Annotated in this window: 14 protein-coding genes; 2 read left to right on the top strand and 12 right to left on the bottom strand. The window is 59.1% G+C overall.

Annotated features, from left to right (window positions below; all coding sequences use genetic code 11):
* Positions 1-476: 476 nt before the first annotated feature.
* Positions 477-1,163, top strand: a complete 687-nt coding sequence (locus HTS88_RS19835) for a GTP cyclohydrolase II (protein WP_174181508.1) — start codon at positions 477-479, stop codon at positions 1,161-1,163.
* A gap of 749 nt (positions 1,164-1,912) precedes the next feature.
* Positions 1,913-2,965, top strand: coding sequence for a YeiH family protein (locus HTS88_RS19830; protein WP_246256493.1), 1,053 nt, complete (start codon positions 1,913-1,915; stop codon positions 2,963-2,965).
* Between the two features lie 394 nt (positions 2,966-3,359).
* Here HTS88_RS19830 and HTS88_RS19825 read toward each other — a convergent pair whose 3' ends face one another.
* The 12 genes from HTS88_RS19825 to HTS88_RS19770 form a co-directional block, all read right to left on the bottom strand.
* On the bottom strand, positions 3,360-3,641 hold the full coding sequence (locus HTS88_RS19825; protein WP_174181506.1) for a hypothetical protein: 282 nt from the start codon (positions 3,639-3,641) through the stop codon (positions 3,360-3,362).
* Between the two features lie 158 nt (positions 3,642-3,799).
* Complete coding sequence (locus HTS88_RS19820; RefSeq protein ID WP_174181503.1) at positions 3,800-6,346, bottom strand: bifunctional FO biosynthesis protein CofGH; 2,547 nt, start codon at positions 6,344-6,346, stop codon at positions 3,800-3,802.
* A 52-nt stretch (positions 6,347-6,398) separates the two neighbouring features.
* Complete coding sequence (cofD, locus tag HTS88_RS19815) at positions 6,399-7,364, bottom strand: 2-phospho-L-lactate transferase (RefSeq protein WP_343045030.1); 966 nt, start codon at positions 7,362-7,364, stop codon at positions 6,399-6,401.
* A gap of 18 nt (positions 7,365-7,382) precedes the next feature.
* A complete protein-coding gene (locus HTS88_RS19810; RefSeq protein ID WP_174181499.1) occupies positions 7,383-8,192 on the bottom strand; it encodes a nitroreductase family protein in 810 nt (269 codons plus the stop codon).
* 178 nt (positions 8,193-8,370) lie between these two features.
* Positions 8,371-9,093, bottom strand: coding sequence for a 3-oxoacid CoA-transferase subunit A (locus HTS88_RS19805; protein ID WP_174181497.1), 723 nt, complete (start codon positions 9,091-9,093; stop codon positions 8,371-8,373).
* Between the two features lie 226 nt (positions 9,094-9,319).
* On the bottom strand, positions 9,320-10,696 hold the full coding sequence (locus HTS88_RS19800; RefSeq protein ID WP_174181495.1) for an aminotransferase class III-fold pyridoxal phosphate-dependent enzyme: 1,377 nt from the start codon (positions 10,694-10,696) through the stop codon (positions 9,320-9,322).
* 111 nt (positions 10,697-10,807) lie between these two features.
* Positions 10,808-11,221 carry a hotdog family protein gene (locus HTS88_RS19795; protein WP_174181493.1) on the bottom strand — a complete coding sequence of 138 codons (414 nt, stop codon included), beginning with the start codon at positions 11,219-11,221 and terminating at the stop codon, positions 10,808-10,810.
* 22 nt (positions 11,222-11,243) lie between these two features.
* On the bottom strand, positions 11,244-11,723 hold the full coding sequence (locus HTS88_RS19790; protein WP_174181491.1) for a MaoC family dehydratase: 480 nt from the start codon (positions 11,721-11,723) through the stop codon (positions 11,244-11,246).
* Between the two features lie 46 nt (positions 11,724-11,769).
* Positions 11,770-12,129, bottom strand: a complete 360-nt coding sequence (locus tag HTS88_RS19785; RefSeq protein WP_174181489.1) for a RidA family protein — start codon at positions 12,127-12,129, stop codon at positions 11,770-11,772.
* A 16-nt stretch (positions 12,130-12,145) separates the two neighbouring features.
* On the bottom strand, positions 12,146-12,904 hold the full coding sequence (locus tag HTS88_RS19780; protein WP_174181487.1) for an enoyl-CoA hydratase/isomerase family protein: 759 nt from the start codon (positions 12,902-12,904) through the stop codon (positions 12,146-12,148).
* Positions 12,905-12,961: 57 nt separating this feature from the next.
* A complete protein-coding gene (locus tag HTS88_RS19775) occupies positions 12,962-14,923 on the bottom strand; it encodes a flavin-containing monooxygenase (RefSeq protein WP_174181485.1) in 1,962 nt (653 codons plus the stop codon).
* Positions 14,924-15,455: 532 nt separating this feature from the next.
* Positions 15,456-16,310 carry a transporter substrate-binding domain-containing protein gene (locus HTS88_RS19770; RefSeq protein ID WP_174181483.1) on the bottom strand — a complete coding sequence of 285 codons (855 nt, stop codon included), beginning with the start codon at positions 16,308-16,310 and terminating at the stop codon, positions 15,456-15,458.
* Positions 16,311-16,933: the final 623 nt, after the last annotated feature.

Here is a 16,933-nt window from a genome sequence, read left to right as displayed (position 1 = left end):
ACATAATCGCTGTTATCGGTGCTTGAGGATTGTCGGGGGAGACGCTCGAAGAGGCTCTTCCTTGGAAGCCCCGGTTGTGCAGAGTCTCTTGGATGGTGCAATCAGGAAGCGGATTCTGGGGCAGGCTATCACCCGCTTCCGGCCCCGGAGCTAGCGATACAAACCGTACATATTGGTCTATGTTGGCCGAGGACGTTCGATGACACCGGTCGAAATTCGCAGCTAACCTATTGACCGTTCGATTCTTCGATCTTAGAGTGCATCCATGGTAGGGCATCTGAAACCTAAGGCTGTTGCTGTTGATTTGGCGAACCACAAGCAATCCCTTGTGGCGTTGACGCGGAGACTTTGGAAAGAAGGTCAGACATCACGATGTAGATCCAGAATCCACGGTAAGTCACCAGGCCTGCCGGACTTTTGACCCCCCAGTCGACCCGAGCTCGCCGTTCTTTATCGACTGCCCCTGAGGATCTGAAATGACCTTTGTATCCCACAAGCATTCTATCGCCGGTATTGGTGCCGCTACCGTGCGCAGACGGGTCACCATCCCGCTGCGCTTCGCCGATGGCTTCACCGTCCCCGCCGAAGTGCTGACTTTCCACGGTCTGGTCGACGGCAAGGAACATCTGCTGTTCGCCTTGGGAGAGTGGGAACGGATGTTACTCACTGGTCGGGCGGCGTCGGGAGGGCCGGTGTGTCCCGCCCCGCTAGTCCGGCTGCACAGCGAATGCCTCACTGGCGACGTATTCGGCAGTCAGCGTTGCGACTGCGGCCCGCAACTGCGCGAAGGGATTGAGGAAATCGCTGCCAGCGGCGGCTTTCTGCTGTACCTGCGTCAGGAAGGCAGGGGCATCGGTTTGTATTCAAAGCTGGATGCGTATGCCCTGCAGGACGCCGGCTTGGATACCTACGAGGCCAACGTTGCACTGGGTCACGGTGAGGACGAGCGCGACTACACGGCTGCCGCCCAGATGCTGGCCGCACTCGGTGCCACATCGGTTCGTCTGTTCAGCAACAACCCCGATAAGACGGCGCAACTGACTGCCCTTGGCATCCAAGTCACCGCGCAGATCCCCACCGGGCTGCACATGTCCCCGTCAAACCACCGCTACCTTGCAGCCAAGCGGGCCCACAGCGCACACACGCTGAGCCTTCCACTCTAGGGAAGAGGTCACGTGGATCCATGCAATTGTTCTGGTGTGGTTTGAGACAGGTCGTCAGTCGGTGATGACCGCCACCATCTGGCTCTAGGTCCGCAGCGCTAACTGTCGGTCTGGGGATGGGCGGAGAAACCCCTCACGGTCTCGTTTAGGTCAATCGTGTGTCGGGTGGCCGAGTAGTTCGTTGGCATCGGGTCCTCAATCCGGAGAGCGCCCAGATCGTCATAACTGCGCCGCAAGGTACGTTCAATGGACCGGTTTCCCAACCGCAACACCGGAATCTTCGCTACCCACTCCCGACGGCTCCGGTCCCGGGGAGACAACCCCTCCCCGTCAGGATGGACGAAAGCCGCTTCCGGGCTGACTCCCTCGACGCTGGGCACCACGGTCAGGACTTGTGCTCCAAAGGCCATGTGGCGGAACGGTCACCCGGTACGTGAGGGCCTCCCCCGCCGGCCCGCCACTACGCCGCGTGTCTTCTTGGGTTAATGCCTTGCCAGGAGCTGTTCGTCTCCGCCCAGTCCCCGCGGCCCGCCTTGCCCCTGGGAAACTGTTCCGGGCAAAAGCGGAGCCATCCGTATTGCCGTGAAAACACGGAGCCGTAAAGGCGCGCGTGGCGCTACCCAAAGACGTTGACCTTTGCTTGGCTCTTACACCCCTCGTGCTGACTTTCCGCACTGGCGAAGATATGCCGGATATGCATGCTTGCATAGGAGATTGCTCTCTACTGGCAGGCAATGAGGTGCATGACCATGGAAACCATGGAAGCCCTCGATGCCCCCAAGACGACAGCAACGCTTCGACCAACAAGAAGTCGTCTCATACTCGGCTCTTTTCGAGCACTGTCGCCCGGACTGGCAGTCGCCGTGGGCGGTGCCCTCGTTGCAATTGCCATCACGGCTTTCGTTCAGGGCCTGAGCCCCCTGCTTGTCGCCATCGCCTTGGGACTGGCCGCACGCAATTTTGGTTTACTTCCAGAGAAGCTAACTGCAGGGCTTACCGTCGCAAGCAGGGTCCCCCTCCGCCTTGGAATTGTCATCCTAGGTCTGCAGCTCTCACTTCAAGACCTCGCAAAGCTAGGCTGGGGCATCCCCCTGCTCGCAGTTTCCGTAGTTACCATTGGCATCTTCGCCACGGTAATACTGGGTCGGCTACTGAAGGTCCCGCCTCGACAGACCATGCTCGTAGCGTGTGGCTTCTCAATTTGTGGCGCTGCCGCAGTCGCCGGTGTCCAGTCTGTAGTTGAAGCGGACGAAGAGGAGACGGTGACTGCCGTCGCCCTAGTAGTGCTTTTCGGCACCCTTATGATCCCCGGCATCCCCCTCCTCGTCAACCTCCTAGGGCTCTCAAACGAGGTAGCAGCGGTTTGGGCTGGAGCTTCAATTCACGAAGTAGCACAAGTGGTCGCGGCTGGGGGAATCATCGGGGGAACCGCACTGGCGACAGCGGTGACCGTCAAACTTGCCCGCGTTCTAATGCTGGCACCGACAGTTGCCATACTCTCCTGGCGTCAACGCCGCGCCGGTACCGCAATAGGCATGAAGAGGCCACCGATCGTTCCCCTCTTCATGATCGGGTTCATCCTTATGGTCATCTTCCGCAGCAGCTTCCCCATCCCAACAGGCGTGCTGACCACAGCAGGATCCCTACAAAGCTTCCTGCTTACTGCAGCCATGCTTGCACTCGGCACGAGCGTTCGCCTGAAAACCCTCCTCCGCCGCGGTGGCCGCACGTTGGCTCTCGCTGCAGGCTCCACGGCCGTTGTTTGCGTGGTAGGCCTGGGCGGGGCGCTGCTCGTCGCGTAACTCCGAATCCGGTGGGTCATACGAATCTTCTTAGAGGATGCCCGCCGCCCACAGAGGTAGGTCCGTGCGCAAATTCACTAGCGTGAATCTGCGGCACATGCAGGTTGGAGCACTGCCAGAATAAGCGAAGCCCAAGATTAGCCCTGTTGAGCTGTACCGGCGACAAGCTTTTCCGCCCGTCCCAGCCCTCAGATGGGATGGATGGGAGCGCCAGCCAAGAAGGCGAGTCGGTAAAGTACTAAACGTCTTGCCGACGCACAGTCTAGCCCACCGAAGTATTTCCGAGTTCGCCGGTAAGCCTTCGTCGGCTTACCGGCGAACTGGCGCTGTTTCCCCGAGGCAGTGTTCTGCCGCGTGCCACTTACTCAGTCTGATCACGGAGGCTGACGCGAATTCAGCGCCGCCGGAACAAGGTGGTGTCAAGCGAAGCCAGGACCAGAGGTATCCCGCAGTCTGACGGGCCGTTGGACTCCCACTTGTAATCGATCCATACCTCGTAACCCTCGAACCGTTCAAACAGCTGTCGAGTTTCCGCGCCGTCCGAACTCAACCACAGCACTGCATCATCCTGCGTTACTGCATCGACAGTTCCATAACGCACCACGGCGGCGTTAAGCAAAATGACCACCTGCTGACCCACGAGGGGATGCCACTCACGTTGAAAATGAAATGCCATGTATATGCGCTCACTCTCTGGAAAATTGGCTACCTCTTCCCAGCAACCGTGCGATCAAGATGCGGTGCCCGGTCCAACTGCCTGGCACTGCGTACGGAGTGCACCCCACTCGCGGTGAGGCTGGAACTTCCTTAGGTGCACATGCTGCCCAGGCAAGCTCAGGTTCGCGACATGGTCCCATACGTGGTGGTCCGTTCAACCACAGGGCGCCCTATGCCTGCGCCGATCGCTACCAGTTCCTCCACGGTCTTCGCGGACCCGTGCTCGGAGCCGGCCATCCGTGAAATTGTCTCTTCCATCAGAGTGCCGCCCACATCGTTAGCACCGGCATTGAGCATGGCACGTGTACCTTCCACACCGAGTTTCACCCAAGAGGTCTGAATGTTATCGATCCGTCTGTGCAGCAGGATTCTTGCCATTGCGTGCACCGCGAGGTTGTCGCGAGGTGTTGGTCCCGGCCGCGCGATCCCAGCGAGGTAGATAGGGGAAGAGTGATGCACAAAAGGCAGAGGAACGAATTCTGTGAATCCGCCGGTCTCATCTTGAATTCGAGACAACACGCGAAGGTGGTTGACCCAGTGACGGGGGTTATCTACATGCCCGTACATCATGGTCGAGGACGAACGGATGCCCAGCCGATGCGCGGTGGTGATCACTTCGATCCACGTTCGGGTCGGAAGCTTTCCCTTGGTCAGAACCCAACGGACGTCGTCGTCCAGAATTTCAGCGGCGGTGCCGGGAACTGAGTCCAGCCCAGCGTCTTTTGCGCGCTGGAGGAATTCCCGGAAGGACAGCCCCGTTCGGTTAGCGCCGTTCACGATCTCCATGGGACTGAACGCGTGCACGTGCATTCCAGGGACACGTTGCTTCACTGCAGCTGCCAGGTCAAAATACGCTGAACCCGGGAGCTGTGGATCGATACCACCCTGCATGCAGACCTCCGTTGCCCCGAGGTCCCATGCTTCCTCTGCCCGGTCAGCTACCTGGGCCAGCGATAATGAGTACGCGTCAGGGTCCGTTCGCCGTTGGGCAAAGGCGCAGAACCTGCACCCGACATAGCAGACGTTGGTGAAGTTGATATTCCGGTTCACCACGTAAGTCACGTTGTCCCCAACGGTTTCCCTGCGGAGCTCATCCGCAAGGTGAACCACCTGGGTCAGGAGGTCGCCATCAGCTGTCATAAGGGTCAACGCATGTTCGTCGGAAAGTCCTCCGGGATTTGCCTCTGCCGCCCGCAGTGCCGCGAGCCCATCGGCTGTGGCGCGGGGCAAGCCATGGGACGGAGCGCTCGACGAGGACGCGGATGCGGCTTGTTCGCCGACGGCTGTCCAATCGCCGTACACATTCTGGAAGTCGCTACGGACGGCAGCACGCCGTCCTTCAGTGTCTACGCTGGCATAGAGATCCGTTCGGCCCAAGCTTTCGAAAGCCTGGTCTGGCTCCTGCCAGGGCAAACCGATCGGGCGGCGTTTCCCATCGCTGACTTCGCTGTGCAACAGCCCTTCGTGGTCTGAGAGGGCGGCAACGTGGCCGGACACTCTCGGATCGATCCACGGCTCGCCTGCCAGCACATACTGGGGATGGGCGGTCAGGCGGGCACGGAGGGTGAACCCTGACTGGGTGGTGACTTCATGGAGGCGATCCAAGGAAGGCCAGGGACGTTCCGGATTTACATGGTCAGGTGTCACCGGAGAGACTCCACCCCAGTCGTCCACGCCAGCACCTAGGAGCCTTGTACATTCGTCAATGTTTACGAGGTTCGGCGGTGCCTGGATTCGAATCTTTGGACCCAGAAGAATTCGAGAGACCGCAATCGCGGCCACATACTCGTCAACGCTTAGGTCGGGAGTATTGTGCATCGCCGTCTTCGGCTTGGCCCTGAAGTTCTGAACAATGACTTCTTGAACATTGCCGTACGTCCGCGCCACCTTCCGTATCGCGAAGATAGTGTCAGCGCGTTCTTCGTTGGTTTCACCGATACCCACCAGCAAGCCGGTGGTGAACGGTATGGACAACCGGCCAGCGTCTTCCAGCACCCGCAACCGCACTTTGGGATCCTTGTCCGGGGATCCAAAGTGGGCTTCACCGCGGGTGTTGAAAAGGCGCTCCGATGTGGTTTCCAGCATCATGCCCATCGACGGGCTAACCGGCTTGAGACGGTTCATCTCCTCCCACGACATGACGCCGGGGTTTAAGTGGGGCAAAAGCCCTGTCTCTTCCAAAACCCGCACCGCCATGGCTCGTACATAATCGAGAGTGGAGTCATACCCGTGCTCATTTAGCCACTTCGCCGCTTCGGGCCATCGGTCTTCCGGTCGATCACCCAGCGTGAACAGCGCCTCGGTGCAGCCCACTTTCGCACCCTCGCTGGCGATTTTGATGATCTCATCAGGGGAGAGATACGCTGCCCGCCCCTCGCGTGCTCCCTGATCAGGTGTTTCGACGAAGGTGCAATAGTGGCACCGGTCTCGACACAACCTGGTGACAGGGATGAACACCTTTGGCGAATAAGTGATAACCTCCGGTCGACCAACGTCCCGCAGGCCGGCGTCGCGAGCACGGGCGGCCACTGCACACAACCGTTCCAGTTCCTCTCCGCGAGCTTGCAGGAGGGCAGTGGCTTCGGCCAAGTCCAACGACACCCCCTTCTCAGCACGGCTGACGGCGCGGCGAATTTCCTGAGGTTTAGCAGGGGCAGTGCTCATGGGAATGACTTTCAGCTAGTTCGGTTTCCGTGCCGGCGCAAGCTAATAGCCGTCAGCGGTTTTGCTGGGCGATACTTGTTGGCGACATGACCGCACGAACCAAATCCGGGGTGCAGACCGGGTCCACGTGAGTCAAAGTGCGCGCCACAATGGGTGTTATACCAAGCGAGCGGATGTGCGGTGCTTCTATCAGGTCGGCTTCATCGATCACAAAGAAGTCCGCTAGCCCGGTATATAGGGAAGCAGCTGCGGACGCGGTGTGCTCTAGCCCCCGGGCCGCCAGGAGACGCTCACGCAACTGGGCTCTGTGAGCGTCCCCCACATCATGAAAGGGTGCTCCGGAAACGATAGGGGTGACTGCGACAACGGGTGCGGAAGCCGCTTGGATCGCTGCCCGGGTCTCCCCCACCCCAAGGATCGGCAGTATGCTCGCCACGGGGCTGCTGGGTCCCAGTACCACCAGCGAGGCATTCTCGAGTGCAGCCAGCACGGCCGAGGGCGTCCGCGCATGCTCAATTCCCCTGTAGCGGACCTCTTCCACGGACGGTTCGGCCTGGTGACGGACGTGATATTCCTGGAACCCCATCCATCCGCCCCCGTCGACGAGGACTTCTGTGCTGACTTCTTCTTCACACATGGGCAGAATTTGGGTCGATACCTTGTTTGCCTGGGCAAGATGGGCTGTCACCACGCTTAAGGGCACGCCCCGGCTCAACAGTTGAGTCCGCAATAGATGCGTCGCTAAGTCACGGTCGCCCAGATTGAACCAAACGTCTTCGCCGAGTTCAGCGAGGGTTGCCATGGCAGTAAACGACTCATCGAGGAGGCCCCAACCTCGTTCCTGGTCCTGCTTGCCAGCCAGACCGTAAGTAACAGTGTCGAGGTCGGGGCAAACCCGCAAGCCGTAGTGCCACAGGTCGTCAGCGGTATTCACGACCAGCGTGAGGGAATCCTGGCCGAGCTGACCAGCCAGCGCGCGCCAAAGCCGTGTTGCACCGATACCGCCGCCGAAGCACACGATGGACAAGATGAGATCCTATTCCTTGGTCATCGTCTTCGAACCGAAGTCGAACATCCTATCCAGAGCCTCTACCTCGGCTTTCCGCCACGACACTGGTGCAGGCTCCTGGATCATGCCGGTTTCTTTAAGGTACTCCAGCACTGCTACGTCCTGTTTGAGCGGATTACCCCACGTGTGCTCAAAGAACAGCGTTTCGAATGGGGCGCGGGGACGCTGGCCGCCTGCCTTAGCGTCTTCGGCCGGGTAGCCAACCAACTGAAGCTGCGCAGGCGTGACATCGTCCGGCAGCCCCAGAATGGGGCGCATGGCATCTCGGTCCCCGGATGCCAGGCACGAACCCAGGCCTTGATCCACAGCAGCCAGAACTGCGCTACCAATCCCAAGGCCAACCTCGATAGCGCTCAACCACTCAGCGAAATGCCGTTCACCCTTGAGCACGTTGAACTCCGGAGTCTGCAGGACACCGGAGTCCACCTTCTCTTCAGTCCATCCCTGAGTTGCGTTCAACGCACCAACGTCAATGAGCTCCATGAGCAGATCGCGCATGTTGTTCCAGGCGCTCAGGTCAACGACCCACACGATGATGACCGGGGCAAGTTGTGCCATCGTCTGGTTATGGAGTGCATTCACAATGCCGTCAAAGATTTCGTCGGGTGTTTCACCACGGGTTAGCACAACTGCTTTACGAAGTTCGTGGGTGTTTGCTTGAGAACATTGCAGCCGGGCCGCCTCAAGGATGACCTGAATTTTGTCCTTCTCCACCGGGCGGTACGGCTTGTAGTACCGGATCGCTCGTCTGTCGCCGACAACCTGCTTGAAGTCCATTGCACTCCTTCGTAATCATGGTCTAGTCATCACCGCATCCCCTTAGGACTTGGAACCGGCAGTTATCCAGTTCGCGTTCACGTCCAAAGGGCACGATTGCAGTATTGCCGCCTCAGCCCACCCTCGGGTAGCCGGTTTTTCCTCATGGAGCCATTCACAAAATGCATGAGCGAAGTCGCTAGCGGACCTCGCTCCGAGGGGCGAGGGCAAACACATGATTTATGAGAATCCCTGGGGTGTGGACCGGGCCCACTTGCATATCGTCGGGTTCGACGAGTTCTTCCACTTCTGCGATCCTTACCCCCGCGGACAGCGCGCAGAGGGAGTTGAAGGCCCGATCAGCCTCTCGATATACGAGGTTGCCGTGCCGGTCCCCCTTCCACGCACGCACCAGGGCGAAATCGACGGTAATGCCGCGCTCCAGAACGTACTCGGTACCACAGAAAGTCCGCGTTTCTTTTAGCGGTCGTCCTGCCGCGACCCCGCCTGCAGTCTCATGCTTGGATGGCAGACGGCCATCTGCCACTCTGGCGCTGACTCCTGTACTGGTGAAGAAGGCAGCTATGCCAGATCCCCCAGCCCTGAGGCGCTCGGAAAGTACATCCTGCTGGATTAGCTCGACTTCAAGCCCTGCAAGGTGCTGCCGGGGAAATGCAATCCCCCTTCCCTGATAAGGGGAAACCATCCGGCGAACGCGTCCGTCTGCAAGGAGACGACCAAAACCCTTGTCGTCGAATGCCGTTTGGTTTGAAATGATCTCCAAATCCTCGACAGCGGAGTTACAAAGTGCATCGACAAGTGCTGAGGGGACTCCATCAAGCCCCACCCCGCCAATGGCAATTGACGAGCCTGACGTGATTGCGGCGACCGCGTCCCGTGCAGAACTGATGAGCTTGGTCACGGGGTTACCTCAGATCTAACTTCTGCAAACGAACGTTCTGTTATGTCGGCTCCCACGGTGCTTAACGAACCTCTATTCGTCCAGGCAGCGCGAAACGCCGGGCGGTCGGCACAAAGTCTTGGAACCACGAAAGCTGTATTTCCAGAAATAAATCAAGGGCGGGCTTCCTCCGCCACCTTCTGGGTGGCTCAAGTGCTGTTGAGGAATGCCGGTGGGGCAAAGAAGGTTACTGGCCAAGATATTCCTCCACTGCTGTTACGACCCCATCCACGCCGCTGAGCAAATCATGTACAACCTCTTGATTCGCCATTAGGGGAGGAGAAAGCACGAGCATTGTGCCGCCCCTGTCATCAGCCCGGGTGAGCAGGTTTGTCCGTTTCATCGCCTCCGGCAAAATCTTGCGGACAATCGTTTCCGCTTCGACGGAACTCAGTTCTCTGCCGGAGTGCCGATCTCGGGTGAACTCAAGTACGTATAAAAAGCCGGTGCCTCGCCACTCTTTCACGCACGGATGGTTCGCCTGGATAGTGTTCAACCCATTCTGAAGGGTCGTCTCGAGCGTTCGGACGTTGTTCAGTATGCCTTCGTCCCGCACAGCCGTGAGGTTTGCGACAGCGACGGCGGTAGAGACTGGGTGGCCTCCCCAGGTGCCACCGTGGGAGAACATACCCGCTGACGGTGAATCCATGAGCGCGCCGACCAAATTGTCCCGAATGAGAACGCCGCCCAGCGGCGCGTACCCGGAGGTGACTCCCTTGGCAAATGTGATCAGGTCCGGTTCCGCACCGAACCTCGTACTGCCGAACCATTGTCCGACTCGGCCGAACGCGGTGATCACTTCGTCTGCGATGAGCAAGCACCCAGCACGGTCACAAATTGCCCGGAGCTCCTGCCAGTATCCTTCGGGGGGCACTAAGGCGCCGCCGGAATTCTGTACCGGTTCAGCAATCACCGCAGCGATCGTCTCAGGGCCCTCCTCTTCGATGATGCGAAGCAGTCCCTGAATGCTAGGGAGATCAGCAGCGGTACCGCCTGCAGGGATTTTTTCCCCGTGCGTGTTCGGGAAATGCCGCACGTCCGCAAGCAGTGGACCGAAGGGTGTCTTAAACCGATCGATTCCTGTGACGCTCAACGCGCCCATAGTTGTCCCGTGGTACGCCATGTCGCGGGCAATGAATTTCACACGTTGCTTGTTACCTTGGCTCAAATGAAACTGACGGGTGAACTTCAGCGCGGACTCCACGGCTTCGGAGCCCGAACTAACAAAGAACGTCGTGCCAAGACCGTCGGGCGCGAGGTCTGCGATCAAGGTTGCAGCTTCCACTGCAGAAGGATGCGTTGCTGACCAGTTCGTCCAGTACGCCAGCTGCTGCATTTGCTGAGAGGCAGCGGCGACAATATCGGAGCGGCCGTGCCCCATGTTTACACAGAAAAGGCCTGAGAGCCCGTCCAGGTAACGGCGGCCTTGGTCATCGAAGACGTACGCGCCGTCCCCCCGGACGATGACGGGCAAGTTGTCGTCACGCCATGTGGTCGCACGCGTGAAATGCGGAAGTAGGTGGGCCTGGGCCTGTCCACGAAGGTTTGCAGTGGATGTCGTCACCGCAACTCCTTTCCCTTACTCAATGTTGGTGCCCGATTCCCTCACGCTTGGGCTGCTGAGAAGTTCCAATTGTGTGGGCGCGCGGCCTGATGGACGTGCGGTCAACCCCGTTTATTCGGTCGTGGGAACGGCGACCGTCACTGTTGCCTTGGTTACCAGGGTTTCGTCCGGATCATTAACCGCCATGGTGCAGGTGACGATTGTCCAGTCCCCGTCTTGTTCGACCTTGCTGACTTCGCCTGTGATGTGATGCAAGGCGTCGGGGTAGGCAACAGAGGTAAGGCGGAAACTGACTGCGCGGACAACCGATTGTGGTCCGAGCATGCGGGTAACGGCTTCCAGGCACCAGTTGCCTAGAAGGAAGCCCGGCAGGATTACCCCCTTCCAGCCTTGGGCCCGGCACATCTCGTCGTCGAAGTGGACCTGGTGCGCGAAGCGGATCGCTGCGGTGTAGAGAGTGGACTGCACCCGGCTGACGCAGCGGTCCAGCGGGGGCACGGCCGCGCCGGGCTGAAGATCTGCCACGGGTGTGGGCTGACTCGTGTAGTCAGAAACAAATTTGCTCGTAGCGTTCACGAATGACCAACTCTCCAATCTGATCCCGGTATTCGGTTTCCCACATGACGACGACGAACTTGCGTGTGGATCCGTCCTTCTCCTTCATTGACACGAGCGTCTTCACGGCCGAGAGGCGGTCACCAATCCTCAAAGGGCGAATCCATTCGACCGACAGCGTTCCGCCGACCGACTGTCCGCTGCCGATATAAGGGCGGTTTTCTACCACAATGCCGTCGGGAGAATAGTCTTTGAGCGGCTTGAAGGGTCGGGTGGCCGCTTGGTACAGCATTGGCGGCACAACCCGTTCGGTGCCGGCTGCAGCCGCCGAAGAGTCGCTTACATACGCTGGGTGATCGTCCTCCGATGCAAAAACATATTGCTGCACCATTGATTCGGTGATTTCGTCGCCTTCAACTTTCACTTGGCGACCGATCCAGGCCAGTGCGTCCTCATCGAGTAAAACGCCCATCAGTTTTCCTTCCTGTGATATCCGATGCCCGCAGTGCCCAGGAGCCTCACTGCACAGCCGCCTTGCTTGCGATGGCATCAATCTCGATCAGCACGTCCGCGGGCAACCCCACTGAAATCGTTGAACGAGCAGGGAAAGGCTCATCAAAGAACGCCCGATAGGGCTCATTCATCTCCTCCCAGTGGGCCATGTCCGCCAAGTACACGGTCGTTCTGACGACGTCGGCGCGTGTCAGACCATGGCGTTGAAGGGAATCTTCAAGGTTCTGCAAGGCCAATGTGGTCTGGGCGTGGAGGCCTCTACTCATCTGGCCCTCAGCGCTGCGACCGATGTGGCCTGCAGTAAACACGAGGCTGTCCGTTTCCCGCGTTTTGCTGTATGGGGGTGAAGGCTTAGGGGTGTTCATTTACTCTCCTGTTCATTCAACGGTGGGCGCCTTTGGATAGAAATGCGTGCAGCCGATTCTGGGCTTCGGGACCGCGTCCAAATGACTCAGCATCGGATATTTCTACTTGGCGAGCGGGTCCACCCGCTGCGTCCAGCGCTGACCATGCAGCACGTTTGATGACCGCGTTTAGGGCTGGCGGTGTGGAGGCAATGAAGTTCGCCGCCTCCGCAGCCACTTCCTTTAGTTGCCCGGGCTCGACTACTTCGGACACTAAACCGATAGCAAACGCGCGGTCTGCGTTGATCGGTCGCGCCCTAAGAAGCATGTCCAAAGCCGGGCCTACGCCTATCAGTGTGGGCAGGACGCTTAGTTGCCCTCCTATCGGCAACAGTGCCAATCGGGTGCCGGTAGCCGCAAAGGACGCATCTGTGGATGCGATTCGAACGTCACAAGCCAGTGCCAGGTTCAGTCCGCCGGCGTAGGCCACCCCGTTGATCGCAGCGATTGTCGGCTTTCGCAGAAGCCGCGGGCGGAGAAAGACTTCATTGACGGTCGGGTCATATGCGGCGGTTGGATTCTCCAGGAGTTCGGTGATGTCGTGCCCGGAACAGAACGCACGATCACCAGCCCCACTGATGAGGACCACGCGGACTTCATCGTCCTGCTCCGCTCTGTCCAGCTCGTGGCTTAGGGCCTGGGTCATTCGCTTCGTCATGGCGTTTGCCCTGGCCTCATTCGAAATGACCAAGGACAAAACGCCTTTGTCCATCTCGCTACATACTTCTCCAGGCATCCCCTCTACCCTCCTTTCCAGAGCGCCAAAGGCATGGGTTTTGCTGCGCCGTGATCCTTAGGCAGGTGAGCCGGCGGTGTTACTCATGGATCGGGAACCATCGTTCCCGTCCTCTGTGTCGTCCATCCGGGATTCAACGATGAAATCTTCCATTTTCGGCGATCGTGTCCGCTCCCAGAACTCGAGCAATGTCCATGGGTGGTTTGTGACGACCCGCCCGGTGGTGTTTCGAAAACGGCTCGTCAAGCCGGGCTCGGTCCAGACCATTCGACTCAGGCGTTCGTCGATGGTTTGGTTGTAGGCGTCAACCACCTCGGGCTTGATAGTGACGGAGCGTTTGTCCTCTTCTATCAGGGTCTTGAGGCACGTCATGATGAACCTGCCCTGTCCCTCCGACATGAAGGTTGCTCCTCCGCCGTGACCAATGGCTGTGTTGGGTCCCTGCAGAGCGAAAAGGTTCGGGTAGTCAGCCATGACTACGCCCAGGTATGCCCGTACATCATCGCCGCTACCGAATGTCTCGGCAAGGCGTTTGCCCTTGGCGCTGATGAGGTCAAGGGGCCAGAAGTACTGTGTGCCGTGGAATCCGGTCGCGAAGCCGATGACGTCCACCGGATAGTGGTTCCCGTCTCCTGTTAGAATCCCTGACTCATCAAGGCCAACGATTTCACTGCTGACCAAGCTCACGTGCGGCCGGGTTAGGGTCTTATACCAATCGTTGTCCACTACCAGCCGTTTGGAGTATGGGGGGTACGAAGGTGTGACTTTTTCGATAAGGTCCTCGCGACCGCCAAGTTCCTTGCGGATGTAAGCAGTGAGCTCCTCACGGACGGCGTCATTCTCAGGGCTGGGCTTCAGGCCGTCAGGGGTTTCCTGCAAAATCATGCGCCGGTGCTCACGATCACCGAGCACGTAGTCGAGGTAGAAGCGGTACCACGCCAGGTAGTTTGGAAGATTCTGAAGCAGCCACCGTTTCCCTTCGCTGACGGGTCCGATCTCGGTTGGTTTGCGGGGACGCATCCAGTGCGGGCTCCGGACAAAGACAAGGAGTTCATCCGCTATATCGGCGATTGCTCGGGTGACTTGAACCCCGCTGGATCCGCTGCCGATGATGGCGACTCGCTTACCTTCCAGCGACAGATCCTCACGCCAGCGGGCAGTGTGGAAAGTCTCACCCTTGAAACTTTCAGATCCCGGGATATTAGGAATTTTCGGCCGATTCAATGAACCCACAGCGACAACCAGGACATCTGTGGTCATGACATCCGACTCGCCCCCGCGGGTAACATCGAGCCGCCAGCGCGACGTCTCTGCATCCCATGTGCCGGCCTCGACTTTGGTCCCGAACTGAATGCGGTCCAGGACGCCGCGCTTGAAAGCCGCGTCTTTCACGTATTGCAGGATTTCATCGCGCTTCACGTCGAATCGGGTCCACTCGAGATTGGGTTCGGCGTCCCATGCGTACTGGAATGCCTGGGTATCTACCCCGCACTCGGGATAGATATTGTCGAACCAGATGCCGCCGGGCTCCTGGCTCATGTCAAGAATCTCGTAGTCGATCCCGGCCTCAGCAAGGCTGAAGGCAAGTCCAATCCCACTCATTCCGGCGCCGACGATGGTGACCTTAAGGTTTCGTCGCTCTATGGCCGTGGGGTCGATCCTAACCTTGCCCAATTCCGGGTTCAGGTGATGCTCCAATTTATGAATGAAGGAAGCGTCCAACCGCTCGTCGATCGCGGCACGGGCGATGCGGAGTAGGTCCGTCGAGTCATTGACAACTGCAACTTCGGTGAATCCACTTGAGGCCAGCCGCTCCAGCTCTGTGCCTGCTTCATCCAGATACGCCTCGCCTTCGGCGTCGATCTGGTCCTGCTGCCCTGCACGCCAGCGACGCAACGTGGCCAGGCGTTCGTCATCTGCCCACCTCATTTCGCCGGTGAGCTGGGCGAGAGCGGCCGCCAAGACTGCTGGTTCGCTGGCTCGTGCGGCTGTTACAAACTCGGAAATGGGTGTCGGCATGAATGCCCTCCTACCAATGTGGCGCTGTATGTTTCCCGACTATTTGTCAAGACCGGTGTCCGGTCCTGGCGCCCTGCGCGGGACTTGCGGATGAACCCAGTATGGAAGCCGTCGGGCGTGGCCAGTAGACAGTGCGTTGCTATGCGTGCATGCGCCAAACGCATGACCAACTGCGGTGACCAGCGCCGCTAGATGGCCACGGCCGGTGACAACTAACCGGTACCGCCTCCGCGCCCGCGGCATGGCCGGGGACGTCCCAGTAGAACCCGGACACACTGATCAGAAGCATTCGCCGGTTCTGCCGAAGACGGCTGATCTGGCTATGGAAACGGCAAGGGCGCCTCGTCCGAAGTGGGACACGGAATGACGCCGCCGGCCAGTGAAACCCAGGGAGCGCATGCGGCCTGCGCTCGATAGAACTGCCGCAGCGGAACCTGCGGAGTTGGGTAAAGGTCTGCAAAAATGCGTTCGCACCCAGAGCCCTGTCACGCCATCGTGACTGGCTCTGGATGCGAACGCTGGGAGAGCTCTTCTATTCTCCGGTGTCGGGGTTGACTTCGGCCTTTTCTATGGCTCCGTCCTCGAGGCCGTACCTCTTCAGAATTTCGGCGTAAGTGCCGTCGGCAATGAGGGCGTTCATTGCTTTCTCCAAAGGCTCAGCCAGATCGCTGCCCTTCTTTAGGGTGAACCCCTCAGTAGTTACCGCAAACTTCGGTCCGGTGATCTTCAAACCGCCGCCCTTCTTGGCGGCATAACTGCCATTGGCTATCGTGAGCGCCGCTGCGTCGACCCGATCGCTCTTGACAGCCAATTGAATGGCTCCCTGGTCCGGGAACGTCATGATCTCGACGGGCGGTTTGCCCGCGTCCGTGCACTGTTTGCTGAAATCCTGAAGGTACTTGAGCGTATAGCCTCCATTTACCTCAGCAATGGAAAGCCCGCACAATGCTGACGGGTCTGCGGGAATTTCGGCTGCCGTGTCCTTCACGACGAGGCGGTAGGCGTCATCGAAGTAGCTGACAAAGTCGTACGTCTCCATGCGTTTGGACGTGACGGAGGCGGCTGGCGCCCAGGAATAGGCACCTCGGGAAACGCCCAGAAGGCTTTCCTCGAAGGTTGCGTTCTTGGTCTCAAACTCGACACCGAAGTAGTCACTGATGGCTTTCGCAAAGTCATAGTCGAATCCGCTAACCTTGCCGGATTCGTCGACGATCGAGTAGGGCGGGTAATTGATGACTGGTACGGTGAACCCGGAGGCATACTTCTCCGGAAGGCCGTTCTTAAGTTCCGATTGTGCCGAAGAGCTTTGCGGGGTGCTGCCGCAGCCCGCAAGCGCCCCGACCGCGAGAGCGGCGGCAAGGCCAATGGCCAACATCTTGTTCTTCATGAAGCTCCTCAAACCTGAGCTGAATCCGCTTCAGCTTTCTCAATCGAGGGCGGTCCCGACCTCGTTGCTCTATCATGGAAGAGGCTGTGGCACCTGACTACTGACCTTGTTGTTATGCCCGCCATGTGCTGTAGGTATGACCCACGACACACGAGATACCCCACGAATCGGCAACCTGACATCCTTCCGCTCGGGTGGTTCCAACCCGGAGTTTCCCGCGGCAGCACGATGCGCGGCAGGACGCCGCGCCTTTTGGCAGGGCTCCACAAATCGGGCGCTCGTTTTTCGTCAGCAGCCCGCTTCTAGCCTACTCCTCGGCATTCGGCCATCGTGGCCCATCCAAGCACAGCCGGCCTGGGAAACGGTCACGGCAAAAGCTGCGACGCTGGTGACCCGACCGGGCTCAGGATTGCGAAGTTGAAGGGTCTCCGAATACTGCTGAGACGACCCAGAATGTTCCTCTCTAAGCAGCAGCATCGTCCTCTCCGACTTACGACACCCCCGGACTTAGGCAGTCCTCACCCTCCGTGGGCGTCCATCACCAGGATATGCAGCAGGGTGCCTTGTACTCGCTTCTGCAGTACCGTGAGGCACAGGCCAGCACCACACAGGTTGTCCTTTGG

It is taken from the genome of Pseudarthrobacter oxydans (assembly GCF_013314975.1).
Classification (GTDB): Bacteria; Actinomycetota; Actinomycetes; order Actinomycetales; family Micrococcaceae; genus Arthrobacter; species Arthrobacter oxydans.
This window is presented reverse-complemented; position numbering and strand designations above follow the sequence as displayed.